Here is a 24,778-nt window from a genome sequence, read left to right on the forward strand (position 1 = left end):
TCCGATGTGCCGGGCTCTCAGGCCCGGCACAAGGCACTCAGCCCCAGGAGATGTCCTTCAGCTGAACGGTCTGGGCGGAGTCCGACGGACGGTCACCGAAGCCCCAGCTGATGTCTGCCTGAGCCGGTCCTGCGGGGAACAGCGTGACTGCAACCGTCGCCGCCGAGGCCAGCGCGATAGCCGCAGCAGTGCGTACGAGCTTCATGTTCTTCCCTTCCTGATCTCGAGGCCGAACCGGTGCCGAGAGGCCTACGGAATGATTATTGTGCAGGTTGGGGGGTTTCAGGTAACCCAAGTTCCGGCGTACGGACTTTCGCACTGCGCAAACCTGCAGGTCAGAAACAAGTTTGGCCCCCTCGTAAAGGGGGCCAAACTCATGGAAACTGGCGGAGGCGGAGGGATTTGAACCCTCGATGGGGTTTAAGCCCCAAACTCGATTAGCAGTCGAGCGCCATAGACCGGACTAGGCGACGCCTCCATACCGCGCGAACAGGCTAGCAACACCTGTGCGCCTGGGCACAATCAGGACGCTTCGCCGGGACCGGCGGTCGTGTCGAGCGGCTTGATGGTGGCCTTCAGATGGACCTGGAGATCGCGCACGAACTGCTCACGGTCGACGGCGAGAATGGTCACCGGGATGGTGGTGGCGCCGCCCTTCTTGAGCCGCAGCTCCAGGCACGGCGTGCCAGCGGGCATGGTGGTCACCGCCTCCTGGATGTCCGCCCACCGGGCCTCCCGCACACCGGCGCCCCGCACGAACGCGACCTTGTAGCCCTGAGCGCTGGCGCGCAGGACGTACGCCTTGTTGCGGAGCCACCAGCCGAACCCGATCACCGCGGCGATGCCGACGACCAGCGGGACGAAGAGCCATGCGAAGTCGATCCTGGCCGCGATCACCACAGCGGTGCCGGCGAAGACCAGGAGCGCCAGGCCGACCACGGAGGTGCCGAGGAGGCGGGCCTGCACGGTGGGAGCGAGACGGTAGTAGGTGAGCTCAGCGGACGACACGCTCTCCATTGTGGCCGACACGGGCCCGGAGAGCCGCATCGGCTTGCTCCTTTACGTGACCTAGGTCACAATCTGCTCATGACAGGTGTGCTTCCCAATATGTCGGATGCTCTTCGGGCCCTGGATACTGCCATCGCCGCTCCCCGCCCCGGGGCCAACGTCGGTCTCTGGCGCTGGTCGGTGCGCCAGCGTCTTGCGGCCGTACGCGATGCGCTGCTGGTCCTCGACACCGGCCAGGAGTGGCATGCCCTCGCCGACGTCAGCGCGCTCCGTGATCGGGGCACCCTGCTGAGCCGGCTCGCCGTCCTCGCCGACGACGTGCTCGACCGCCCCGACCTCGAGGATCTCCTCCTCGAGCTGCGGCGGTTGATGGTCGACGTGGACCGGCACCTGCAAGAGGTCTGACTGGCAGGGCCACGCCCGCGCCAACGCCCCCTCAGCCAGCTTTCGCTGGCGCTCAATCTGGCAGAGGGGGCGGGATTCGAACCCGCGGTAGGTCTCCCTACGACCGCTTTCAAGGCGGTTCCGATCGGCCACTCCGGCACCCCTCCATGCGCCCGTGGGCGCGTGGCCGAGTGTAGTGCGCCTGACGCTCAGGCGCTCAACTCGACGAGAACCCGGTGGGTTCAGAGCAGCGCGTGGGTGCGGCCGGGCTCCGGTCGGACAGCGCTGGCCTCGTCGGCCTCACGCGCCGCCCTGCGGCCGCCGCCGGCGGGCGTCGATCCGGTGAGCGCAAGGTCGATGCGGATGATCACGAAGGCGATCAACAGACCGATGAGGATGCTGTAGACGATCGAGAGCGCAGCCTCGGCTAGCCCGATGTCCGGGTTGAGGAACGTGCACGCGACCGGTGCGGTGAGCGTGACGCCGAAGAGGCAGACCCACCAGCCCTGGCGGCGGCGAGCACGCATGTGGGTGCCCCAGACCAGCGCGGGAACCCCGAAGAGCGCCTGGATCGGGTGCGGGTAGCCACCGAGGTGGATCCGGCACCAGCGCTGGATCTCGTCGATCGAGTCGATCAGGCCGGTGCTGCCGTAACGGCGCAGCATCTCGGCGTAGATCAAGGTGAGGGCGAGCATCAGGCCGCCGATGCCGACCACGATCGCGCCGCGGCGTCCGAGGCCGTGCAGCCCGGCACCGAGACGGTAGACCGCGAAGAAGGCGATCGCGAGCGAGCAGGCGAGCGTGGCGTACTCGAACCGGGAGAGCATCACGACCGGTTCGAAACCGAGCGCGGCGAAGCTGCCGACCGCGGCGATGCCGACGGCGATGAACGCCTCCCGGATCGTCTTCACGAACCGACGCGACGGCACAGTGGCCATCACCGCGAGGACCGCCGCCACCGAGGCGACCAGCACCGCCGCCCCTGTGCGCAGCGCCTCGTTGTCCACGAGCACCACGCCGAGCCCGGCAACCCCCGCCAGCGCGCCGAAGATCAGCGGCCGGCCACCGGTGCGGTGAGCCAGCGCGAAGGTGTAGGTGGTGCCGACGACAGCGGCACCGAGGCCCCCGAAGATCTCCGGCCCCAGGTCGAAGGCGCTGATGGCGAGACCGAGCAGGCCGACGGCCAGCGCGGCCAGCCAGATCAGACGGATGGTGCCGGCCGTCAGGCTCTCGATGATGCCGAGTCCCGCGCGGGCGGCGCCGGCGCCGGGGACTCGCGGCTGAGCGAGAAACGAGGTCACCTTCGCGGCACCCGCCGGACGGCTGGGCGTCTCCGGCCCGTAGGCCGCGGCCGGGTCGTGAACCGGTTCGAGGTGGCCGGACTGATAGGGGTCGGCCTGGTAGACGGGCTGCTGCGGAAGGTGAGGCGGGGTCTGCGTCGCCTGCGTCATATCGGTCAGCCCGACATAGGTCCCCGTCGTGGAGTAGGCCGGCATCTGCCGCGCGCTCGGCGGCGGCGCGGTCGGCCCGCTCAGCGCCGGTTCGGGCTCCGTGCGGTAACCCGGCGCCGGGAAGCCGCCGTAGGGCGCTTCCTCCGGTGCCGTTCGTGCGGCGCGCTTGCCGGTGTAACCGTTCGGCTCGTCGAACTGCTCCGGCTCAGCACGCCCGGCGATCCGGCGGCCACCACCCGTGGGCGGTGCATCGTGGGAAGGCGGCTGACGCTCGTCGTACCACCCATCGGCGTTCCAACCGGTGTCGGTCCAGCCGGCGTCGTTCCAGCCCTGACCGTTGTTCTGCCCGCCGAAGGGCTGGGCGGTCTCCTGGCTGGCGTCCGGATAACCGGGGGGCCACTCGCCCTGCGCCCACTGGTCATACGCCAGCGCCTCGCTCGAGGTCGGCTCGACGTAGGCCGGTGTGGGCTCACCGCGACCGGCTGCACGACGGCCACGCTTGCTCTTGTCAGCGCGACGACGGGGGGCTCGGTCCATAACAGGCGAGGATACCGGGGACGAGGTGAACCTAACGAGTCATCGATATCCGTTTACCGCTGTGACGGGGACTTGTTGACCAAGGTCACATTCTGCGGTTGACCAGGGAGGGATTGGTCCGACGGGCCTCCTCGAGAACGGCCCGATCGATCGTCGCGGAGACGATCTCGTCACCCTCTCCGGCCTCGACCAGCACGTCCCCCAACGGGTCGACGACCATCGAGTGACCGCAGTAGCGAGGCGCCGACTGGGCGGCGGCCGCGATGAAGACGGTGTTCTCGATCGCGCGCGCACGCACGAGCGTGCGCCAGTGGTCGACCTTGCGCGGGCCGGCCACCCAGGCCGCCGGGAGCACGATCAGCTCGGCGCCCTGGTCGACCAGGCTCCGCGCGAGCTCCGGGAAGCGCAGGTCGTAGCAGGTCATCAGCCCCGTCGGGACGCCGCCGATATCGACCACGACCGGCTCGACCGCGCCCGCGACCAGCGCGTCTGACTCCTTGTAGCCGAAGGAGTCGTAGAGATGGATCTTTCGGTACGCCGCCTCTGCCCCACCCCGCACGAGCAAGGTGTTGAACGGTCGGCCGTCGGGATCACCGCTGGTCTCGAGCATCCCGGCCACCACCGTCGCCCCGCGCTCTTCGGCCACCCGGGACAGCTCAGTCCCGAAAGGCCCGTCCTGGTCCTCGGCGTACGGGCTCAGGTCGGACCCCGGCTTGCCGAAGTCCCTGGCGAAGACCTCCGGGAAGACGACCAGGTCGCTGTCCCCAGGCATCAGCTCGGCCAGGAGCTCCCGGTTGGCGGCCGGCTCGAGGCCCGACGCCTGCTGGACGAGGCTGATGCGGAGGCTGTTCCAGGTGGTCACACGTCCAGACTAGAGTCCCCGGTGTGACTCGCTGGGACGAATGGGAGCCGTACGCAGCCGTGCTGCTCGCCGGAGGACGCAGCTCCCGGCTCGACGGGATCGACAAGTCCGGGATCGAGCTCGGCGGCCGCACGATGCTGGCCTGGACGCTCGATGCCGTGGTCGACGCGACGGAGGTCGTCGTCGTGGGTGACCCGGTGCGCACCGATCGTCCGGTGACGTTCGTCCGCGAGGATCCCCGCTTCGGCGGCCCGGTCGCCGCCCTCCTGACCGGCGTGGACGCGCTCCTGACCCCCCGGGCGTACGTCGGAGCGGTCGCCGTCGACATGCCGTTCCTGCGTCCGCGTACGCTGTCGCGTCTCCGGGAGGCGGCGTTCGGTCGCGACGGTGCCGTGCTCGTCGGCCCCGACGGGCGCCGGCAGCTGGCGATGGTGCTGTCCACCGAGCGGCTCACCGAGGTCCGCCCAGACCACGAGGGACAGCACGGGATGCCGCTGCGCAAGCTGCTGGCCGACCTGGACCTCGTCGAGGTCCCCTCGGAGGGCGACGAGCACCGCGACATCGACACCTGGACCGACCTGAAGTCGCTCTGAGGGGAACCGGTGCGGCGCCGGGCGCTGGAGCTGTAACACGCTGTTACACCTTCTATCCGGCCGTCAGAAACGACCGGATAGAACTACGAACGACGTGTTACACGTCGACACGGCCCCCACCCACCACCCCACCAGCCCCCTAATGTGGAGGCATGCGAGCCGTCGTAGCCGAGCAGCCCGGAGGGCCCGAGGTCCTCACCGTCACCGACCGCCCCGACCCGGAGCCGGCACCTGGCGAGGTCGTGATCGACGTCGCCGCCGCGGGGCTCAACCGAGCGGACCTGCTGCAGCGGCAGGGTTTCTACCCGCCGCCGAAGGGTGCGAGCGACATCATCGGGATAGAGTGCAGCGGCGTGATCTCCGCGGTCGGCGAGGGCGTCGACGAGTGGCAGGTGGGCCACGAGGTGTGCGCGCTCCTGGCCGGTGGCGGCTATGCGACGAAGGTGGCCGTCCCGGCCGGCCAGGTGATGCCGGTGCCCGAGGGCGTCGACCTGGTCACCGCCGCGGCGCTCCCCGAGGTCACCACCACCGTGTGGTCCAACGTGTTCATGGTCGGCGGGCTGACCCCCGACGAGACCTTCCTGGTCCACGGCGGTGCCGGCGGGATCGGCACGATGGCCATCCAGCTGGCCAGCCAGATCGGCGCCCGGGTGATCACCACGGTCGGATCGCCCGAGAAGGCAGAGCTGGCAAAGGAGCTCGGCGCCGAGGCGGTCATCAACTACAAGGACCAGGACTTCGTCGAGGTCGCCAAGGTCTACGGCGGCGCCGACGTCATCCTCGACAACATGGGCGCGAAATACCTCGCCCGCAACATCGACGCTCTCAACCCCGAGGGCCGGCTGGTCATCATCGGCATGCAGGGCGGCACCAAGGCCGAGCTCGACATCAACTCCCTCCTCCGCAAGCGGGCCGCGGTGATCGCGACCAATCTCCGCGGTCGCCCGGTCGAGCAGAAGGCGACGATCTGCGCCGAGGTCGTCGAGCGGATCTGGCCGATGATCGAGACCGGCGAGGTGAAGGCGGTCGTGCAGGACGTACTCCCGCTCGAGGAGGCCGCCGAGGCACACCGGCTGATGGAGTCCGGCACGCACACCGGCAAGATCCTGCTGACCACCGGACCCTAGGTAGGGTTGAGCACATGACGCAGGAGCAGACCGGGGAAGTCGTGGTCATCGGACCCGACGGGCAGCCGATCTCGGTGCCCGCCGACGTACTCAAGGGCGCCACCACGCAGGAAGCCCCCGAGGACGAAGAGCGCGACGTGACCGACCTCGTGGAGCAACCCGCGAAGGTGATGCGGATCGGGTCGATGATCCGCCAGCTGCTCGAGGAGGTGAAGGCTGCCCCGCTCGACGAGGCCTCCCGCAACCGACTCCGCGAGATCCACCAGGCGTCGATAAAGGAGCTCGAGTCCGGGCTCGCGCCCGAACTGGTCGAGGAGCTGGAGCGTCTCTCGCTGCCGTTCACCGAGCAGCAGACGCCGTCCGAGGGAGAGCTCCGGATCGCGCAGGCGCAGCTGGTCGGCTGGCTCGAGGGCCTCTTCCACGGCATCCAGACCGCCATCTATGCCCAGCAGGTCGCCGCGCGTGCGCAGTTCGAGCAGATCCGCAAGGGTCTGCCGCCGGGTGTCAGCCTCTCCCCCGAGGGCCACGGCGCCCACGGCCAGGGCGGGCCCCAGCAGCCGGGCGCCCAGAACGACCACGGCGATTCTTCGGGCGGCCTCTACCTCTGAGCCGTTTGTTTCTCTTTTGTGGATATTGCGTAACCACAAAGTGGTGAAAAGTCGCGTCATGACCGTGTCATGGCCCCGTTCCTCTCACGTGAAGGCCGCCGGGCAACCGGTGACCAGCGCGTCCGCCGAGAAGAGGAAGAACCATGGCTACCACCACGATCACCGCACGTCACCGCAGTGACCTGACCGCCGTCGAGTCGATCCGCAACAACGTCCTCGACGCCGTCCGCAGCATCCGCAAGAGCGAGCCTTCCGAGCACAAGCACCGCGGCGGGATGCCGCCTGCCGTCGGCACCACGATGTTCGGCGTCGCCGCCGTGGCCGCGGCCGGCATCGTCACGCTCGGCATCGTCCGCTGACCATGCGCCGCCATCTTCGACCTGTCATCAACAACCTGATGCTGTGGCTCGACGACCTGGGCCGTCCGAAGCGAAAGCACCGGGCGGGCCAGATGAGCCGCTTCACGAGCTGAGTGTCGTCGCACGAGCCCGATCGGGGGATTCGCGCTCGAGACGACACCACCCAAGAGATCTCGTCAATACCGGGGGATATCGACCAGATCTCGCACACCCGCAGCCGACCATCCATGGGGGGATGGTCGGCTGCGGCGCATTCTGGGGGCGGTCCTCAGGCTGGGACCGTCGACTCCTCCACCCAGCCACCGTCGGCCGGCTCCGAGGGCGCGGACTCGCGGCGTACGTCGGCGTCCTTCCACAGGTCGAGGAGCACCGCCGGCCAGATCTCCTCGTCGGTCGACGCGAGCTCCGCGCGCGTCCACCAGCGGTGTCCGGCCATGGTGAGCTGCTCCTCCTCGGTGTGGCCGATCGTGGAGACCTCGAAGGCCGGCACCCAGCACGCGTAGAAGACGTCCTGCTGGTCGATGACGACGTCGCTGTAGCCGTGCACCACGGTCCGCCGCATCGTCGGTCCGACCAGGTCGGCCTCGGTGATCCGGAGTCCGGTCTCCTCCTCGAGCTCGCGCACCGCCGCGACCAGCTCGCTCTCGCCGTCGTCGATGCCGCCGCCCGGCGTGATCCACCATCGCAGTCCCGGGACCCCCGGGTCGGAGTCGGCAAAGAGCAGGATCCGGTCGCGGTCGTCGATCAGGAGCACGCGGGCGGTGCTGCGGCTACGGCGCGGCCGCTCGTCGGGTGCGACGGGGACGAAGGTGCGTGGCGAGTCGTCATCGGAGCTCATGGCCCCATCCTCACGCACGCGGTGCGTACATGATCACGCCCATCCCGGCCAGGCACAGCGCTGCGCCGGCGATGTCCCAGCGGTCCGGCCGGTAGCCGTCCATCGCCATCCCCCAGGCGATCGAGCCGACGACGAAGACCCCGCCGTACGCCGCCAGGATCCGTCCGAAGTGAGCGTCGGGCTGCAGCGTGGCGACGACGCCGTAGAGGCCGAGCGCGATGAACCCGGCGCCGACCCAGAGCCAGCCGCGGTGCTCCCGCAGGCCCTGCCAGACCAGCCAGGCCCCACCGATCTCGGCGACCGCGGCCAGCGCGAAGAGCAGGAGCGAGCGGAGGATCAAAAGCCCTCGCCGATCAGGTGGGCGCCGCCCAGCGGGTCGTTGTTCCAGGAGACCGTCGTCCAGCCCTCCTCGGGGCTGCCCTCGACGATCGCGAGACCGGTGTTGCGGATCCGGTTGTCGTCGCCGAACGCGGGCGACTGGGTCGTGCGCAGCCCGGTCCACATCCGGATCGCGGCGCCGTGCGAGACGATCGCAACGGTGTCGTCGGGCTCGTGCTGCTTGGCCACGGCCTGGATCGCGGCGTCGTAGCGCGCCAGGAACTCGTGGCCCGCCTCGCCGCCCGGGACCGGAGTCTCCAGGGTGCCGGCGATCCAGTCGGCGAGCGCCTCGAGGTAGGCCGTCACCGAATCCTTGTCGGTGGCCATCTCCAGGTCACCGGCGCTGATCTCCTCGAACCCCTCCTGCACCACGACCGGCAACCCGAGACGGGCGGCGAGCGGCTGAGCGGTCAGCTGCGTACGGAGCAGCCGGGACGCATACAGGCCCGCGATCTGCTCCCCCACCAGCGCCTCAGGCACCGCCGCGGCCTGAGACAGTCCGAGCTCGGTCAACCCCGCCCCGGGGAAGGCAGTGTCGAGCGCCCCCGAGACGTTGCTCGGGGTCTGGCCGTGTCTGATCAGCAGAAGTCTCATATGCCGGTAAGGGTACGGGACCACCCCCCGCCGAGGCGTCAGTTACGTCGGTCGAGAAGTCACTCGCGCCGGGCACGAACAACCGCGCTCGATGCGGAGACGTGACGGACTAGGCTGAATCCGGACGAACCACTTCCTGGAGCCGCCGCGATGCCACATGACGAGAGCCCGACCGCCCGGGCGCTGCTCACTCTCGAGCTGCTGCAGTCGGCGCCCGGGATCACCGCCGAGCGGCTGGGCGAGCGGCTGCGGGTCACCGAGCGCGCCGCCCGCCGTTACATCGCGATCCTGCGGGAGGCGGGCATCCCGGTGGAGTCCGAACGGGGGCCCTATGGCGGCTACCGCCTCGGCCGTGGCGTGCGTACGCCGTTGATCTTCACCACCGCGGAGGCACTCGGCCTGGTGATGGCCCTGCTCGACGGTCACCACGACATCGCCGACACCACCGGCCCGGTCGGGAGCGCGGTCAGCAAGATCGGCCGGGTGCTGCCGGAGTCGCTCGCCCAGACGGTGGCCGCGGTGCGGCGTACGATCTCGGCGGTCCCCGACCAGAGCGCCGCGTCCCCTGACCCGGACATCACCACCAGCCTGGTCCAGGCCTGCGACTCCCAGCGGCGGACCACGCTCACCTACACGACCGAGAACGGCAACGAGCGCAAGATGGTCGTCGACCCGTGGGCGGTCGTCGTCCGCCACGCCCGCTGGTATCTGCTCTGCTGGTCCCACACCGCCGATGCCCGGCGAGTGCTCCGGGTCGACCGGATGAGCGCGGTCGACATCGAGGAGACGACCTTCGTACGCCCCGAGTTCGACCCCGTCACCGAAGTCGAGGAACACCTCGGCGAGGGCTGGGCCTATGCGGTCGAGGTCGTCTTCGAGGCACCGTTCGCGCAGGTCGACCGCTATCTTCCGCGCGTCTTGGGCCGCCTCGAGCCCGTCGACGACGAGCGCTGCCGTCTCCTCGGCAGCACCAACAGCCCGGGCTGGTACGCCCAGGAGCTCGCCCGCCAGGACGTCCCGTTCCGCGTGGTCGAAGGTGAGGAAGTACGCCGCTGCGTCGCCGACCTCGGCCAGCGGCTCCTCGACGCCGCCCGGCCCCGCTGACCCGCACCATCCGAGACGTCACCCGCGTCGGCCGAGACGTCGCTCGCGCTGGCCGAAAGGTCACAGGCATGACCACTCGGCCGACGGGAGTGACGTCTCGGCCGACGTACCTGACGCTTCGACGGGTCAGCGCACCCGGGCAGGGAGGTGGGAGTAGCCGCGGAGGATGCGGGTGGGGTGGCGTTCGCGGCCGTCGAGGAGCTTCAGGTCCGGGAAGCGTTCGAAGAGGAGGCGGAGGCCGATCTCGCCCTCCATCCGGGCCAGGGCGGCGCCGAGGCAGAAGTGGCGGCCGCTGGAGAAGGAGATGTGGTCGCGAGCGTTCTCCCTGGTCACGTCGAACACGTGCGGGTCGGTGAACACCGCCGGGTCGCGGTTGGCGGCGGCCAGGATGGTGTTGATGATCGTGCCGCGCGGGATCGACTGGCCCGCGATCACCGAGTCCCGACGCGCGACGCGGCCGGTCAGCAGCACGGGCGGGTCGAGCCGGAGCACCTCGTCGGCGGCGTTCGACCACAGCTCGGGGCGCCTGCGCAGGATGTCGAGCTGATCGGGGTGGTCGTGGAGCAGCGCGATCCCGTTGCCGAGGAGGTTCACGGTGGTCTCGAAGCCGGCGGCGAAGACCAGCCCGGCGATCGCGCGCAGCTCGGGCTCGCTGAGCCGGTCGCCGTCCTCACGCACTGCGACGAGCTGGCTCAGCAGGTCATCCCCGGGGTGGGCGGCGATGTGGGCGAGGTGTCCGCGCAGCCAGGTGTCGAACTCCTCCAGCGCCGCCTCCATCCCGCGGAAGGTGCCCCAGTCGAGCCCGATGTCGAGGCTCAGCGCGGCACCCTTGCCCATCTCGAGCATGCGCTCGCGGAGCTCGACCGGCACCCCGAGCACCTCGGAGATGACGGTGATCGGCAGCAGGCCGCAGTAACGCGTGACCAGGTCGACCTCGGACGACCCCGACCTCTCCAGGTCGTCGAGGAGCTCGCGGGCGATCTCCTCGGTGCGCCCCCGCAGCCTCTCCACGGCCTTGACCGTGAACACGCGGGTGACGAGCTTGCGGTAGCGGGTGTGGGCCGGTGGCTCGGTGGCGAGCAGCGACGGCGGCTGGATCGGGTTGAAGACGTCGCTGGCGGCCCAGGTGCCGGCCTTCGCCATCCATCCGCCGCCTGCGTCGGGCGCGAAGAACCCGGTGATGAAGTCGGGGCTGGTCAGCACCTCGCGGATGACCGCCTGGTCGGTCGCGACCTGGCTGAACGCACCGCGATAGAGCGGTCCCCGAGCGCGCACCTCCTCGAAGAGGTCCACGAGGTCGAAGGTGTGCGACCCCGGTCCGCTGAGGATCAGGTCGCCCTGGAGGTCACCCTTCTTCGCGGACCGCGTGATGACCGTACGCGGCAACCCGTGCCCCAGCGCCCACCGCACGCCCTGCTTGGCCGTGCGCTCCACCGTGTGGAGAGTCCGGCCGGCGATCTTGGGGGTGCCGACCGGCGGCGTGATCTTGAGCGACATGCGAAACCTCCGAGGCGCAGGAACACGTTCTTGTGCAGCGTACGCCGGGCGCGGAGGCCCCACATCCGACCGTGGTAGCAATTCGACCCGGGCTGGCCAGGTCCGGACCGGTCAGCGCCGTACGAACTCGCGATCGCCCTTGGGCCAGGAGTGCGTGTAGCCGGTGACCTTCTTCGCGCCCTCGACCCGGACACTCCACTCCGCGTGCCCCGAGGCGACCGGCTTGACCACGACGAGCTGGTTGGGCTCGGTGATCGTGACCGTACGCGTGAACCGCTCCGGCGCGCCCCACGGATCCATCGCGATCGTGGCGGTCACCGGGAGCCTGCTGGTGTCGATCCGCAGGCCGATGGCCTCGGTCATCGCGATCGCCTTCACGGACAGCGTCCTGGTCGGTGCCGGCGCCGGCTTCTTGGTCGGCTTCTTGGTCGGAGTCGGGGTCGGGGTCGGATCGACCGGGACCGAGGACGGCGGCGAGCTCGGCGAGGTCGCCTCGGACGGTGGCTCGATGATCTCGTCGCTGGCCCCCGCGCTCGGCGCCGACTGCCGGCTCTGCGGCTCCTTCTGGTTGCCTGAGTCCGCATCGGAGTCGGTCACGACGCCGCGTACGACCTCGTAGGCCAGGATCAGCAGCAGTACGACGAGGACGACCAGCACGATCCGACCTCGACGGGTCATCCGGGAACGCCGGTACGGGCCCGGTTCCATGTGGTGCAACGGCACCAGCGGCCCGGCCGATCGCTCGGCGGCCGGCTCGGTGACGGGCTCAGCGACGGGATCGGCCACGGGCTGGACGACGGCCGTTGGTTCGGGCTCTGGTTCGGGCACTGGCTCGGGCTCTGGCTCACGTTCTGGCTCTGGCATCGGCGCGGGCGGGGGCGCCTGCTCGGGCTCAGGCTCGGGCACCGGCTCAGGCTCGGGCACCGGCTCAGGCTCGGACAGCGGCTCAGGCTCGGACAGCGGCTCGGGTTCGGGCACCGGCTCCGGCTCAGCCGGCTCGACCGGTGCCGGAACAGCGAGGACCGGCGGGACGTACGGCTCCTCGGGCTCGTCCGGCTCGACGACGGCCTGGATGACGACCGGGGCAGCACCCGCAGGCAACCAGGCCGCGCCGGGAACCGCGTCGGGCGAGGCGTAGCTCCCGAAGACCTCGAGCGTCTCGACGTCGGTGACCTGCCCGTCGGGATGGACGACCATCCGGACCCGGGCCTCGTCGTCGGTGGCGACGACCTGGACCGGCTTGCGGCTCGGACCGGCCAGCTGTTCGCGTACGGCACGGATGCCGGCCTGATGCGGATCCTCTCCCCACGGACGATCCACCACCAGACCGTTGAGCGTCGTGACCCCGCGGGTGACGGAGAGGATGGCTGTCTGCTTCCGGGCCATCAGCGGCCTCCGGAAGGGTCAATGCACACGTGTGGGGGTCCTCGTGGTGGGGAAGCGGACAAGGGCTCGGAAAGTGTGTCGGTCACGCCTCATCGGGGCAACTCACACGCGCCGCCCGTGCCCACCATTTACCGTGTTGTCAGACTGGTCGGAACACGTCACGCGACCTCGCGGATGTTGTCCTCTCGGAAATCGTCGAGCATCTCCACGGCGATCTCGTTCGCAGCACTGATCTTCTCTTCGCTGACACCGCAGATCCGCAGGCACGAGGCCGCGATGGCCCACGCTTCCGGGCACGAGATCCGCCGGACCGGGTCCTCGGTGCGCATGTTGATGACGCCTTCGACCTGCTGGATGAGCATGTTTCCCAGCTGCTTCAGGCCGACCCCCAACAACACCTGCTCCGTGGCCACCTTGCTGGCCAGATCGGTGTAGGCGGTCACCAGCGTGTCGTGCTCCTTGCGAAAGTCGACGTAGACCTCTTCTTTGGTCACATCCGGCAGCAGATAGAGCATGCCGACGTTGTGCGGCACGTCCGCAAGCGTGCGTACGTCGACGAGAACAAGCAGATAAAGAGCTGTCTCGTAGTTCAGCGGCGGCACTTGGTTGAGGATCTTCTCGACCTTGTCCGTCGTCGGACGGACCGTGGTCCGGAGCAGCTCGACGAGGATCTCGTCCTTGCCGGCGAAGTGGTAATAGAGAGAAGCCTGACGGATGCCGACATGGTCGGCTATCTCGCGGGTGGAGGTCGCTGCAAAGCCTTGGGAGACGAAGAGTTTCGCGGCGGCTTCGAGGATCTGCTCGCGTGGTGAGGCGGTGCCCGAGTCGGGCACATGCCTGGGCCGGCCGGGCCGAGAACGCCTAGTTGTCATGTACGTCATCTAAGCGCCCTCCCGAGTTTCGGGGAAGATTCGAAAGAGTCTTCTTCCCCTAGAGAATAGAGCCGAAAGTCCCATTGGGGGGTTGATCTCGCTGGCAACAAACGGTATGGCACAGCAACCTCCCGGGAAATGAATGCCGACGGCATCCAGTCCAGTGTGACCGCAAATCGACCATCTGCACAGGATCGTGTTCCGTCAGCAGGAATGACCCTTTCCGATCAGTGATAACGCCGCCATCCTCCGTACGACGAGATATCGACGGCCCCCTCGACAGCGAAGGGCTCGACCAGAAAACCGGATACCTCCGAGCCGTCGGCCAGCGCGACTTTTCCGATGGCCATCGGAGCAGGTACGCCGCCCACGAACGCCCCGAAGCCCGCAGCCGGGACGCGCCAGAGCTCGCCCTCGATCGACAGCCCCGTCCCGCGAGCGCCGACCCGGACGAGGCCGGGCTTGGGTGGAACGGTGTCCAACGCGAACAGCCGGTAGTCGGCCGACGTGGACGCCGGGCGCAGCAACGTGGCCCCGGCCTCGACCAGCTGGTGGTTGAGAGGCATCCCCGACAGGTGCGCACCGACCACGAAGAGATCGACGGACGGGCTGAGCAGGGTGTGGCCCAGCGCCGCCAAGGTGCGGTCGCTTCCGGCGGCTCCGGTGAGCATCACGCCGAACGGCAGTCCGTCGACCTGTCCGGCCGGCACCGCGAGCGAGGCCATGTCGAGCAGGTTCGCGAAGTTCGTGTAGCGGCCCAGGCGCGCGTTGGCGCCGACCGGATCCGCGGCCACCTCGGCCAGCGTGGGATGCCTGGTCGTCGTCGGCGTCAGCAGCGCCGAGCAACCGGCGAGGGCCGCCCGACCCGCGGCTCCGAGACGAGCCAGGTGGGCGACGTCGCGGGCCCAGTCGGCGGCGCTCGCCGATGCCCCGGCGAGGACGATCCCGGCCACCGTCGGGTCCAGGTCGGTCCCGACGAGCTCCCGGTTGGCCTCGAGGTGAGCGCCGACCGCGGCGTACCTCTCGGCGACGAAGGCGCCCTCGTAGAGCAGCCGGGCCGCGTCGAGCAGCGGCGCGATGTCGGCCTCGACGACCTCGATCCCGGCGGAGTCCAGCCGCGCGACCGCGGCCTGGAACGCGTCGGACCAGCCCGGAGCGAGCCCGTCGAGATGCTCGGCCGTCGGCACCGCCACCCGAGGCACCGGCGGTGGGCCGGCGTCCGCCGGCAACGTACGCGACAGCGGGTCCGACGGCTCGGGACCGGCCATCAGCTCCGCCGCTGCCCGCGCCGACCCGAGGTCCCGGGCGAAGACGGTGACGCAGTCGAGCGTGTAGCAGGCGGGCACCACGCCCGTGACCGGCACCAGCCCGCGCGACGGTTTCACACCGACGATGCCGTTGAGCGCCGCCGGCACCCGCCCGGAGCCCGCGGTGTCGGTCCCGAGCGCGAGGTCGACCAGGCCGAGGGCGACCGCGACCGCCGAGCCCGACGAGGACCCACCCGAGATCCGGGTCGGATCCCAGGCGTTGCGGACCGCTCCGTACGGACTGCGGGTGCCGACCAGCCCGGTCGCGAACTGGTCCAGATTCGTCTTCCCCACGACCAGCGCCCCGGCCGCCCGCAGCCGGGCGACGGCCACGGCCTCAGCACGCGGCCGGTAGGCGAACGACGGCGCTCCGGCGGTCGTCGGCAGGCCACGTACGTCGATGTTGTCCTTGACCGCCAGCAGGCGCCCGGCCAGCGGCAGCATCTCACCGCCGGCCACCTTCGCATCGATCGCGGCGGCCTCCTCGAGCAGGTCCTCACGCGTACGCAGCGAGATCCAGATCTCCGGACGGTCGACCGCCTCGATCCGATCGAGCGACTCGGCGGCGCGGGCGACCGCACCACCGGGAAGCGATGGGATCACGACGCGGTCCCGTCGAGCGGCCGCACCGCGGCGATGACCTGCCCCGGCACGATCTGCTCGCCCGGCGTCACGTAGACCTCGACCACCTCACCGGCGACGGGCACCGGGACGCTCGCCTCCATCTTCATCGCCTCGACGACCATCAGCGGGGCCTCCTGCGCTAGCCGGGCACCGCGGTCCGCGACCACCTTCCAGACCGTCGAGGTGAACGGCGCGGTCACCTGCACGCAGCCATCCGGCACCTCGACCTCCGACGGGTCGCCCCGTGTCTCGAGACGGTCGCAGATGTCGAACTCGCCGGACGCCTTCCAGCGCTCGCGCTCCTCGTCGAAGGCGGCGGACTGCTGGTCCCGGAAGGCTGCGATCGAGTCCGCGTTGGCGGCCAGGAAACGCTCGTACTCCTTGATCGAGAAGGTGCCTTCCTCGGTCTCGAACTCGCCGCGCCCGGCGTCGACCTCCGCCCGCAGCTCGAGGAGCTCGTCGGCCGAGACCGGGTACCACTCGATCCGGTCGAAGAACCGCAGCGCCCATGGGTCGTCGTGGAAGAGCCCGCCGGCCGAGGTGGAGCGCCGAAAGCGGTTGAACACCTGCGTCGTCCGGCCGACCAGCTGATAGCCGCCCGGCCCCTCCATCCCGTAGATGCAGAGGTAGGCGCCGCCGATGCCGACCGAGTTCTCCGCCGTCCAGGTGCGTGCCGGGTTGTACTTCGTGGTCACCAGCCGGTGTCGCGGGTCCAGCGGCGTCGCGACCGGCGCACCCAGATAGACGTCGCCCAGCCCGAGAACCAGGTACGACGCGTCGAAGACGGTCCGGTGGACCTCCTCGACCGAGGCGAGCCCGTTGATCCGGCGGATGAACTCGATGTTCCACGGCGCCCACGGCGCGTCGTCGCGTACGCCGGCGGTGTAGCGCTCGATCGCCTCCCGGGTCGCCGGGTCGTCCCAGGACAGCGGCAGCCGCACCCGCCGCGACGGCACGGTCAGCTCCGAGGTGGCCGGCAGGTCCTCCTCCAGCTCACGCAGGAGTCCCGCGACCTGGCCGGCCCGCAGGACCGAGGAGTCGGTGTGCACCTGCAGCGACCGGATCCCCGGCGTGACGTCGATGATGCCCGCGGGCGCGTGCTCGGCGAGGGCCGACTGCAGGGCATGCACCCGCATCCGCAGACCCAGATCGAGCGTCATCGGGCCGTACTCGACCAGCAGCGAGTTGTCCCCGCTGCGCCGGTAGGTGACCTCCGGCCGCGCCGGCGTCTCGGGCAGACGGCCCAGGACACCATCGTCGCCGTCGCCGTCCGCACCGCCGGCCACCGGCAGCGAGGCGCGATGGTCGACCAGGCCGGCAGCCCTGTCCTCGCGCACCGGCACGAACCGCACCGTGTCGCCGGGCCGCAGCTGGCCGATCTTCCACAGCTCGCCGCTGGCGACGACCGCCGGGCAGACGAAGCCGCCCAGCGACGGCCCGTCGGGGCCCAGGATGATCGGGGTGTCCCCGGTGAAGTCGAGCGACCCGACCGTGTAGGGCGTGTCGTGGATGTTCGAGGGGTGCAGCCCGGCCTCGCCGCCGTCGGCGCGGGCCCAGGTCGGCTTCGGCCCGATCAGACGTACGCCGGTGCGCGCCGAGTTGTGGTGCACCCGGTAGCTCGCCGAGTAGAGCTGATCCAGGTCCGCGCGCGTGAAGAACTCCGGGGCGCCGTGCGGGCCCTCGGTGACGCCGATCTCCCAGGTGTTGGTGAGCGCCGGTCGCCGCGCTGCCGGCGTCGCCGCGGGCTGTGCCTCGGGGTCGATCGCCGTCCCGGGGCGGAGCACGTCACCGCGCTGGAGCGTACGTCCGGCGTGCCCCCCGAAGCCGCCGAGCGTGAACGTCGAGGCGCTGCCCAGATACTCCGGCACGTCCAGGCCGCCGCGGACCGCGATGTAGGTGCGCAGCCCCGGGCCGTCGGTGCGGCCCAGCGTCAGCGTCGCCCCCGCCGGGAGCTCGATCGGCTCCCACTGCGGGGCAGGGACGCCGTCGACGCTGACCGGCATGGGGGCACCGGTCACGCAGACGACGGCGGGATCGGAGAAGACGAGCGTCGGCCCCACGGCCGTCGTCCGTCCGGTCGCCAGCGGCACCGTGACCTCGAGCCCCGGTGCGCCGCGGTGGTTGCCGACGGCCAGGTTGGCCTCGGCGAAGGAGACCGGGTCGAACGGACCCGACGGCGGCACGCCGACCTGCCAGTAGCCCACCCTGCCGGGGAGGTCCTGGACGGTGGTGAGCACTCCCGGGTCGAGCACGTCGATGCGCGGGTCCGGGTCGCCACCCCGGCCCTCCTTGGCACGTTCGGACAACGTCGAGGTCGAGTGCGTCGCCGAGCGGAGCTCCGGATAGGTCGTCATCGCGCGCAGCGCAGAGACGTTGGTGACGATCCCGTCGATCCGGGTCTGCGCAAGGGCCGAGCCCAGGATGTCTAGAGCCTCGTCGCGGGTCGCGCCGGTGGCGATCACCTTGGCGAGCAGCGGGTCGTAGTGCGGCGAGACCTCGAGCCCGGTCTCGATCCAGGAATCCACCCGGACGCCGGGGACGTCTACGGGGAGGACCGCTCCCGTGACCAGTCCGGACGACGGCATCGAGTCCTTGGCCGGGTCCTCGGCGTAGACGCGTGCCTCGACGGCGTACGCCTTCGGGGCGGGGCACTTGTGGAACAGCTCGTCAGGCAGGGCGCCGACCCCGTCGCGGGCCAGCCGCAGCATGAGCGCGACGATGTCCAGCCTGGTGGTCGAGCCTGTCGCGACCGACTGCTCGGTGACGGCATGCTCGACCTGGAGGCGGGTGTTCATCTCCAGGAAGGACACCAGCTCACGGACCGGGTCGTAGACGAACTCCACGGTCCCCGCCGAGCGGTAGGAGACCGACTTGGCGAGCTGGCGCGCGGAGTCGTGCATGACGGTCCGGACGTGCTCGGGGAGGGCAGGTGCGGGCGCCTCCTCGATCACCTTCTGGTTGCGGCGCTGGAGCGAGCAGTCACGGTCGCCGAGCACGGCGACCTGGCCCTCGCCGTCGCCGAAGATCTGCACCTCGACATGGCGGGCGGGGCGCACCAGGCGCTCCAGGAACACGCCTGCGGTCCCGAAGCTGGTCTGGGCGAGCCGTGCGACCCGCTCGAACGCCACCCTCACGTCGGACTCCGAGCTGCACGCGGTCATCCCGATGCCGCCACCGCCACCGGTCGCCTTGACCATCACCGGCAGCCCGATCCGCGCGGCCTCCTCGGCTGCCTCGTCCGGGCCCGAGAGCAGCCCGGACCCGGCCAGCATCGGCACCCCGGCGTTCTCGGCGAGCCGGCGCGCCGAGTGCTTCTCACCGAAGGCGCTGATCTGCTCGGGCGTCGGGCCGACGAACCGCAGCCCGGCCGCCTCCACCTCACGCGCGAACGCAGCGCTCTCGGAGAGGAAGCCGTAGCCGGGATGGATCAGCCCCGCGCCGGTGCGCAGGGCCGCCTCGATGATCAGGTCGCCACGCAGGTAGGAGTCACGTGCGGGCGCGGATCCGAGACGGACGGCCTCGTCGGCCTCTCGCACGTGCGGCGCGGCTCGGTCGGCCTCGGAGAAGACCGCGACCGTACGCATCCCGAGCTCGCGCGCCGTGCGCATCACCCGGCGGGCGATCTCTCCTCGGTTGGCGACCAGGACGGTGTCGACGGATGGACCACTCGTCATGCGTCGGCCTCGTAGTCGAGGTCGGCGTCCGGCTCCGAGACGATCATCCGCAGCGGGGTCGGGTTGAAGTCGTTGCAGGGGTTGTTCATCTGCGGGCAGTTCGAGATGAGGACGAGCGTGTCCGTCTCCGCGCGCAGCGCGACCCGCTTCCCGGGGGCCGACATGCCGTCGACGATGCCGAGGGCACCGTCCTCCTCGACCGGCACGTTCATGAACCAGTTGATGTTGGAGACGATGTCACGCATGCCGAGGCCGTGCTTGGCGCCCTCGGTCAGGAAGTTCTCCCGGCAGCCGTGGTGATACATCACGTGGTGGCCGTAGCGCAGCGTGTTGGACTCGCGCGAGCAGGCACCGCCGATGGTGTCCTGGCGGTCGATCTCGTTGCCGACGACGGTCATCAGCGCACGACCGTGGTTGCTGCGCAGCACGGTTCCGGTGCGGATGTAGGCGTTGTCCTGCCAGGCCAGCGTGTCGGGCGCGCTGTAGCGCTCGTCGGTGTCGTGCGCGTTGTAGAGCAGGCAGTCACCCGACTGGTTGCCGCCGACATCGACGATCGTCAGCACCTGACCGGCACGTACGACACCCGACCACGAGGCCCGCGGGGCGACCTGCTCGTCCAGCACGACGGCACCCGGCACCAACGGACCACCCCACTCCAGTGGACTGCCATCGGCGTACGACGTCCCGACCGGGACGCTGGAGACCAGCTGTCCGTCGGGCGTCAGGTAGGTGGTCACAGGAACAGGAACAGTCGTCACAGGCCTCATCACCGGGTAGTCGATCGTGGTTGTCACAGCCCCCGAGCCTCCGCATAGTCGAGTGTGTTCAGATACGCCCGGCGCACCTCCGGAGAGGCATCGAAACGCTCGTCCTCCGGGGTGGTCGGGCCGGTCTCCGGCGTACGCCAGGCGTGCACGCGCAGCGGCCCGACGACGTACTCCGGGCGTGGGTCCCGCGGATGCGGGACGTTGGCGATCAGCACGAGCAGCGGCAGCTCCGCCACGAGCTCGACCGAGGTGCCTGCGCCTGAGGAGCCGACCCACCTGAAGCTCCCGTCCTCCGCCACCCGGACGCTCTGGAAGAAAGACACCGATGGCGGTACGTCGGCAGGTCCCAGCCCGTGCTTGGCGGCCGCCTTCACGAAGAGGTCACGGCCGGCCGGCGCCGGACCCTCGGGCAGCGCGGTGCCGTAGCGCAACGCGTTCCAGGCCGCCGTGCTCGTACCGCAGAAGGCGTCGTGGCGGCCCGACGTGTCGCCGACGATCGTGGCGAGCACGCGGCCGTCGCCGGAGAGCAGCGGATGACCAGTGCCGAGGTAGGCCTGCCACGGGATCTTCTGGGTGTCGGCGACATTGAGCCGCTCGGTCGGCTCGAGCGCGTTGTAGACGAGCGTGTGGGCGCAGGCTTCACCGGTCGGATCCTCGAGCCGGAACCGCGTTCCTCGCGCCAGGACCTTGTGGGTGTAGCCGCCGGGTGCGACCGTCTCGGCCCACGTCAGGCTGTCTGCGGCGACGTCATCGGGACAGAACGGGCTCGACGAGGCCGGTAGGTACGGCATCCAGTCGCTGACCTGTCCCCCCTGCGCGCGAGCATCTGCCCGTGCGTTCAGCACCGTGTCCGTGCTGTGGTCCTCGCTTCGCTCGGTCACTCCCTCGCTCGGCGCGAGCGGACGAGCAAGCTCGCCGCTCGACCTCGCTCCGGTCGTCCCTGCAACTGGCGCCACCCGGGTCCTCCTTGAAGCACGATTAACCTGTCGACTGACAGGTAAGCAGATGCGTCAAGGGTGTCGGGGGCAAACCATGACTGTTGGGAACCTGAGTCCGAAATGTGGGGTCGGAGTCGGGAAAAATCTTCCCTGTCGGTCGATCGATTCTTACCGTTTTCGGCAGCGACTGGCTAGGGCCCTCGGAGCATTTCCTGCGGAATTCACGCTTGTCGTGCCGCCTGACGGAGCGATCTCCTCGACCAGCGGCTCGCCCTGCAACGACGAAACTGTCACAAGACAGGTAACAAGGTTCGTCTGCTATCGGAAACCGATCCGACGACGATCAGCAACCGTGCCGAGGAGCGGACCGAATCGTCGACGGATCTCCGATTCGGCTGACATCGGTCGTCCCGAGTGGGACCCTTGCCCCGGCCCGGGGGACCTCGCCCGTGGCCACGGGCGATCAGCCGGAGGTCAGCGCGAGGTTCTCTTCGAACCCCACGGCACGACATTTCCGGAGACGAATGTCCGCGATTCGGACCCGTCCCGTGGCGTCGGCACCCCGACCATCGCGACGAGCTCGTTCAGGTCGCCGATCGTCGGACCGTTCCACTCGGCAGCGACGTCGGGCACCACCTCCGGCCGTCGCGCCGGATCGTCGGGCAGGAAACGTACTGCTCTCATCCCCAGCGCCTCGGCGCCGTGCAGCTCACCGTCACCGCCGTCGCCGACGTAGACACACTCGGTGGTCGGCACCTCGAGCGCGGCCGCGGCCACCAGATACGCGCCCGCGTCCGGCTTCCGTACGCCGGTCTGGCACGAGAACGAGACCGCGCCGAAGTATTCGCTGAGCGGGCTGTCCGGCCAGACCTCGGTCGTGGCGCAGCAGGAGTCGGAGACCAGCCCGAGCCCGAAGCCTCGGGTGCGCAGCGCCCTGAGGGCCGGCAGCGCCCAGGTCGCGGCGTGCAGGGAGAGCGCGAAGTCGAGTCGGCGCCGGATGGCCGCTTCGACCTGGCTCTCGGAGGGATTCGCACCCAGTCGCCGAGACAGGTAGCGGACCGTGTGATGCACGCTGGCCAGCAGCCCACGGGTCCGTTCGTCGAGCGTCTCGGCGGTGACCGCCGCGAACGCGGGCGGATCGATCCCGAGCTCGGCACCCATCCCGCGAGCCATCGCCGCGCGCTCGGCCTTGGCGCCACCGGGGATCAGGGTGTCGTGCAGTCCGAAGAGGATCGCGCGCACGCCACCCTCGTCCATGAAGTCAGCCTAGCCAGGATCGCATCTTTGCTGAATACCCATCGGGACATGGGGACGTGACCCAGAGCACGCACTCACGGCCTGGCTGTGCCGCCGGCCGGGCCCTAGACTGAGGGCGACGAAGGGGAGTAGTCCTCAACAGTCGCGTCGACACACTGGCCTCTGCGCCCGGCGCGATCGGCCACGATGTGGCGGACGAGACCTTCGACCGAGCACCCGAATCAATGACGGTGCTGGTCGAAGGACGCTGCACCCCTCATGGGATCCTCCGGCCGGCTCCGGAGAGGAAACCCCGATGTACGCCTTCCTGCTGTCGACCGCGGTCATCTTCGTCGCCGAGCTCGGCGACAAGAGCCAGCTCATGGCGATGACCTTCGCCACTCGCTACCGCGCCCGTGACGTGATCCTCGGGATCACCGCCGCCACCGCGATCGTCCACCTCGCCTCGGTCGCCATCGGCGCCCTCATCGGCGACGCCTTCGCCGACCACCAGCACTACATCACCCTCGTGGCCGGAATCGCCTTCCTGTTCTTCGCAGCCTGGACCCTGCGCGGGGACGAGCTCACCGAGGACGAGGCCAAGAAGGCACGGAACAGCCGAGGCATGGCGATCATCGCCGTCGGCGTCGCCTTCTTCCTGGCAGAGCTCGGCGACAAGACCATGCTCGCGACGATCACCCTGGCCACCCAGGAGGGCTGGCTGGGCACCTGGATCGGCTCCACCCTCGGGATGGTCGCGGCCGATGCCCTCGCCATCGGCGTCGGTGCGCTCCTGGGCCGCAAGCTCCCCGAGAAGGTCATCAAGTACGGCGCCGCCGCTCTCTTCGCGATCTTCGGGATCATCCTGATCGTGGATGGCGTCATGCAGTTCTGAGCCTCGGCCCAGGCTCAGCGCTCGTCGAGCGCCGCGATCTGGCGGTTCAGATAGCGCTGCTCGGGGACGCTCCCGGTCAGTCTCGCCGCCACCACGTAGTGCTCCCGGGCCGCGGCCACGTCGCCGGACTGCTCGAGCAGGTGCGCCAGGACGGCATGGGCTCGATGGTGCCGTTGCATCGCCGGATGCTCCAGCAGGTCTCGTACGATCTCGATGCCGTGCTCGGGGCCCAGGCTCATCGCCACCGCGACGGCCCGGTTGAGCGTGACCGCCGGCGACGGCGCCACCTGGGCCAGCATCCCGTAGAGCAGGTTGATCTGGAGCCAGTCGGTGGCCTCGTAGGACTCCGCCTCGGCATGGACCGCGGCGATCGCCGCCTGCAGCTGGTAGCGGCCGACCGTCCCCTCGGGAAGCACCTCCTCCAGCAGCGAGACACCCTCCCGGATCAGCGCACGGTCCCACTGCGAGCGGTCCTGGTCCTTGAGCGGGATCAGGTCGCCGAGGTGGTCGACGCGCCCGCACGAGCGCGCCTGGGTCAGCAGCATGAGCGCGAGCAGACCGGTGGCCTCGTCGTGCTCGGGGAGCACGCCGCGCACGATCCGGGTCAGCCGGATCGCCTCGTCGGTGAGCTCGACGCCCTGCAGGTCCGGGCCGCTGGTGCGGGTGTGGCCCTCGTTGAAGATCAGATGACACACGTCCAGCACGGAGGCGATCCGCTCGGGCAGCTCGTCGGGCGCCGGCGAGCAGAAGTCCTCGTTCTTCAGCGTGGCCCGCGCCCGGCTGAGCCGTTGCCCCATGGTCGCCTCCGGGACCAGGTACGCCGCCGCGATCTCCGCCGTCGTCAGACCGCCCACGCACCGCAGCGTGATCGCCACCTGGGAGGGGCGGCGCAGCGCGGGATGGGCACACATCATCATCAGTCGAAGCGAGTCGTCGTAGGCAGAGCCGAGCTCCACGGCCACCGGCTCGGGGTCGTCGAGCCGGCGTGCGATCCCGTCGGCGACCTCGCGCCGCGTCCGGGCGGTGTCCGCTCGGATCTGGTCGATCAGCCGCCGGTGGGCCACCCGGATCAGCCAGGCCCGCGGATCGGCCGGGAGGCCGTCGCAGGACCATTGCTGGCTCGCCGCGATCAGCGCCTCCTGCGCGGCGTCCTCGCAGTCGGGCAGGTCGGGGTGGACCCGCAGCAGGGCGCCGAGGACATGGGCGGACTCCTGCCGCCACACGTCCTCGACTCCTGTCACCGTCATGTCAGTAGGTTGCCACCGGCCGGAGCTCGACCGTCTCACCGGGGCCACTGAAGCTGCGCACGACCTCTTCGGCTCTCTCCTGGGACTCGACGTCGATCAGGAAGAAGCCGGCCAGATGCTCCTTCGCCTCCGAGTAGGGGCCATCGGTGACGATCGGCTCGCCGGCGTCCCAGCGGTAGAGCTTGGCCGACCCCGGATCCGCGAGCGGCTGCCCGCCGATGAGCTCGCCGTTGGCCGAGAGCTCCTCCAGGATGCCCTCGAACGCCGCGTTGAGCTTGTCCCTGGCCTCCTGCGGCAGCGCCTGCAGCTCGGGGATGAAGTCACCGGTCGGGTGACCCCACGGCTGCGGGTTGGAGTGGATCAGGATGACGTACTTCATGACTCTTCCCTTTCGTAGGCGCCTTCCGTAGGCGTGCTCACGGGGACACGTCGTAGCCGCTCGGCGTAGTTCTACATCGTCCCAGAAGTTCCTGCGCAGAAATCCGGACCAAA

24 protein-coding genes and 2 tRNA genes are annotated in these 24,778 nt (G+C 69.9%); 7 read left to right on the top strand and 19 right to left on the bottom strand.

Features of this window, described 5'->3' with window-relative positions; translation table 11 throughout:
• Positions 1-37: 37 nt before the first annotated feature.
• From WBG06_RS05830 to WBG06_RS05840, 3 genes are all read right to left on the bottom strand, one after another.
• On the bottom strand, positions 38-205 hold the full coding sequence (locus tag WBG06_RS05830) for a hypothetical protein (protein ID WP_336735592.1): 168 nt from the start codon (positions 203-205) through the stop codon (positions 38-40).
• A 179-nt stretch (positions 206-384) separates the two neighbouring features.
• Positions 385-478, bottom strand: a tRNA-Ser gene (locus WBG06_RS05835).
• A gap of 44 nt (positions 479-522) precedes the next feature.
• Positions 523-1,017, bottom strand: coding sequence for a hypothetical protein (locus WBG06_RS05840; protein ID WP_336735593.1), 495 nt, complete (start codon positions 1,015-1,017; stop codon positions 523-525).
• A 90-nt stretch (positions 1,018-1,107) separates the two neighbouring features.
• Between WBG06_RS05840 and WBG06_RS05845 the strand changes: the two genes are divergently transcribed.
• Complete coding sequence (locus tag WBG06_RS05845) at positions 1,108-1,413, top strand: hypothetical protein (RefSeq protein ID WP_336735594.1); 306 nt, start codon at positions 1,108-1,110, stop codon at positions 1,411-1,413.
• 58 nt (positions 1,414-1,471) lie between these two features.
• On the opposite strand, the gene WBG06_RS05850 is transcribed toward WBG06_RS05845, so the two are convergent.
• From WBG06_RS05850 to WBG06_RS05860, 3 genes are all read right to left on the bottom strand, one after another.
• Positions 1,472-1,559: transfer RNA gene (locus WBG06_RS05850), tRNA-Ser, on the bottom strand.
• Positions 1,560-1,634: 75 nt separating this feature from the next.
• Positions 1,635-3,380, bottom strand: a complete 1,746-nt coding sequence (locus WBG06_RS05855; protein ID WP_336735596.1) for a hypothetical protein — start codon at positions 3,378-3,380, stop codon at positions 1,635-1,637.
• Positions 3,381-3,465: 85 nt separating this feature from the next.
• Complete coding sequence (locus tag WBG06_RS05860) at positions 3,466-4,242, bottom strand: carbon-nitrogen hydrolase family protein (protein WP_336735597.1); 777 nt, start codon at positions 4,240-4,242, stop codon at positions 3,466-3,468.
• Positions 4,243-4,265: 23 nt separating this feature from the next.
• Here WBG06_RS05860 and mobA point away from each other — a divergent pair, with 23 nt between their 5' ends.
• The 4 genes from mobA (at position 4,266) to WBG06_RS05880 (ending at position 6,929) form a co-directional block, all read left to right on the top strand.
• On the top strand, positions 4,266-4,835 hold the full coding sequence (gene mobA, locus WBG06_RS05865) for a molybdenum cofactor guanylyltransferase (protein WP_336735598.1): 570 nt from the start codon (positions 4,266-4,268) through the stop codon (positions 4,833-4,835).
• A gap of 152 nt (positions 4,836-4,987) precedes the next feature.
• Positions 4,988-5,962 (top strand): NAD(P)H-quinone oxidoreductase, encoded by a 975-nt coding sequence (locus WBG06_RS05870; protein WP_336735599.1) that lies wholly within the window; start codon positions 4,988-4,990, stop codon positions 5,960-5,962.
• 14 nt (positions 5,963-5,976) lie between these two features.
• Positions 5,977-6,570, top strand: a complete 594-nt coding sequence (locus tag WBG06_RS05875) for a bacterial proteasome activator family protein (protein ID WP_336735600.1) — start codon at positions 5,977-5,979, stop codon at positions 6,568-6,570.
• A gap of 143 nt (positions 6,571-6,713) precedes the next feature.
• The gene (locus tag WBG06_RS05880; protein WP_336735601.1) at positions 6,714-6,929 is read left to right on the top strand and encodes a hypothetical protein; all 216 of its coding nucleotides are present in this window, start codon (positions 6,714-6,716) and stop codon (positions 6,927-6,929) included.
• Between the two features lie 268 nt (positions 6,930-7,197).
• Here the strand turns inward: WBG06_RS05880 and WBG06_RS05885 are convergent, their stop codons facing one another.
• The 3 genes from WBG06_RS05885 to WBG06_RS05895 are packed head-to-tail and all read right to left on the bottom strand — an operon-like array spanning position 7,198 to position 8,739.
• A complete protein-coding gene (locus WBG06_RS05885) occupies positions 7,198-7,767 on the bottom strand; it encodes an NUDIX hydrolase (protein WP_336735602.1) in 570 nt (189 codons plus the stop codon).
• 10 nt (positions 7,768-7,777) lie between these two features.
• Complete coding sequence (locus WBG06_RS05890; RefSeq protein ID WP_336735603.1) at positions 7,778-8,107, bottom strand: YnfA family protein; 330 nt, start codon at positions 8,105-8,107, stop codon at positions 7,778-7,780.
• A complete protein-coding gene (locus tag WBG06_RS05895; RefSeq protein ID WP_336735604.1) occupies positions 8,104-8,739 on the bottom strand; it encodes a histidine phosphatase family protein in 636 nt (211 codons plus the stop codon). Before WBG06_RS05895 ends, WBG06_RS05890 begins: the two co-directional genes overlap by 4 nt.
• Positions 8,740-8,889: 150 nt before the next feature.
• Between WBG06_RS05895 and WBG06_RS05900 the strand changes: the two genes are divergently transcribed.
• Positions 8,890-9,843, top strand: coding sequence for a helix-turn-helix transcriptional regulator (locus WBG06_RS05900; RefSeq protein ID WP_336735605.1), 954 nt, complete (start codon positions 8,890-8,892; stop codon positions 9,841-9,843).
• Between the two features lie 126 nt (positions 9,844-9,969).
• On the opposite strand, the gene WBG06_RS05905 is transcribed toward WBG06_RS05900, so the two are convergent.
• The 8 genes from WBG06_RS05905 to WBG06_RS05940 all read right to left on the bottom strand — a co-directional run bounded on the left by WBG06_RS05905 (position 9,970) and on the right by WBG06_RS05940 (position 22,165).
• A complete protein-coding gene (locus WBG06_RS05905) occupies positions 9,970-11,340 on the bottom strand; it encodes a cytochrome P450 (RefSeq protein ID WP_336735606.1) in 1,371 nt (456 codons plus the stop codon).
• 111 nt (positions 11,341-11,451) lie between these two features.
• Positions 11,452-12,726 (bottom strand): hypothetical protein, encoded by a 1,275-nt coding sequence (locus tag WBG06_RS05910; protein ID WP_336735607.1) that lies wholly within the window; start codon positions 12,724-12,726, stop codon positions 11,452-11,454.
• Positions 12,727-12,884: 158 nt separating this feature from the next.
• The gene (locus tag WBG06_RS05915) at positions 12,885-13,607 is read right to left on the bottom strand and encodes a TetR/AcrR family transcriptional regulator (RefSeq protein WP_336735608.1); all 723 of its coding nucleotides are present in this window, start codon (positions 13,605-13,607) and stop codon (positions 12,885-12,887) included.
• Between the two features lie 218 nt (positions 13,608-13,825).
• A complete protein-coding gene (gene atzF / locus WBG06_RS05920; RefSeq protein WP_336735609.1) occupies positions 13,826-15,508 on the bottom strand; it encodes an allophanate hydrolase in 1,683 nt (560 codons plus the stop codon).
• Positions 15,505-19,203: an urea carboxylase gene (uca, locus tag WBG06_RS05925; RefSeq protein WP_336735611.1), complete on the bottom strand. Its 3,699-nt coding sequence runs from the start codon at positions 19,201-19,203 to the stop codon at positions 15,505-15,507. The genes atzF and uca overlap by 4 nt, the downstream gene beginning before the upstream one ends.
• On the bottom strand, positions 19,200-19,940 hold the full coding sequence (locus WBG06_RS05930) for an urea amidolyase associated protein UAAP2 (RefSeq protein ID WP_336735612.1): 741 nt from the start codon (positions 19,938-19,940) through the stop codon (positions 19,200-19,202). The genes uca and WBG06_RS05930 overlap by 4 nt, the downstream gene beginning before the upstream one ends.
• A gap of 53 nt (positions 19,941-19,993) precedes the next feature.
• Positions 19,994-20,926, bottom strand: a complete 933-nt coding sequence (locus WBG06_RS05935; protein ID WP_336735613.1) for an urea amidolyase associated protein UAAP1 — start codon at positions 20,924-20,926, stop codon at positions 19,994-19,996.
• Positions 20,927-21,382: 456 nt separating this feature from the next.
• On the bottom strand, positions 21,383-22,165 hold the full coding sequence (locus WBG06_RS05940) for an HAD family hydrolase (protein WP_336735614.1): 783 nt from the start codon (positions 22,163-22,165) through the stop codon (positions 21,383-21,385).
• A gap of 295 nt (positions 22,166-22,460) precedes the next feature.
• Here WBG06_RS05940 and WBG06_RS05945 point away from each other — a divergent pair, with 295 nt between their 5' ends.
• Positions 22,461-23,039, top strand: coding sequence for a TMEM165/GDT1 family protein (locus WBG06_RS05945; RefSeq protein WP_336735615.1), 579 nt, complete (start codon positions 22,461-22,463; stop codon positions 23,037-23,039).
• Between the two features lie 14 nt (positions 23,040-23,053).
• Here WBG06_RS05945 and WBG06_RS05950 read toward each other — a convergent pair whose 3' ends face one another.
• Positions 23,054-24,286 carry an RNA polymerase sigma factor gene (locus WBG06_RS05950; RefSeq protein ID WP_336735616.1) on the bottom strand — a complete coding sequence of 411 codons (1,233 nt, stop codon included), beginning with the start codon at positions 24,284-24,286 and terminating at the stop codon, positions 23,054-23,056.
• Between the two features lies 1 nt (position 24,287).
• Positions 24,288-24,665, bottom strand: a complete 378-nt coding sequence (locus WBG06_RS05955) for a YciI family protein (protein WP_336735617.1) — start codon at positions 24,663-24,665, stop codon at positions 24,288-24,290.
• Positions 24,666-24,778: the final 113 nt, after the last annotated feature.

This window comes from Nocardioides sp. CCNWLW239, from assembly GCF_037137035.1.
In the GTDB taxonomy this organism is placed as follows: Bacteria; Actinomycetota; Actinomycetes; order Propionibacteriales; family Nocardioidaceae; genus Nocardioides.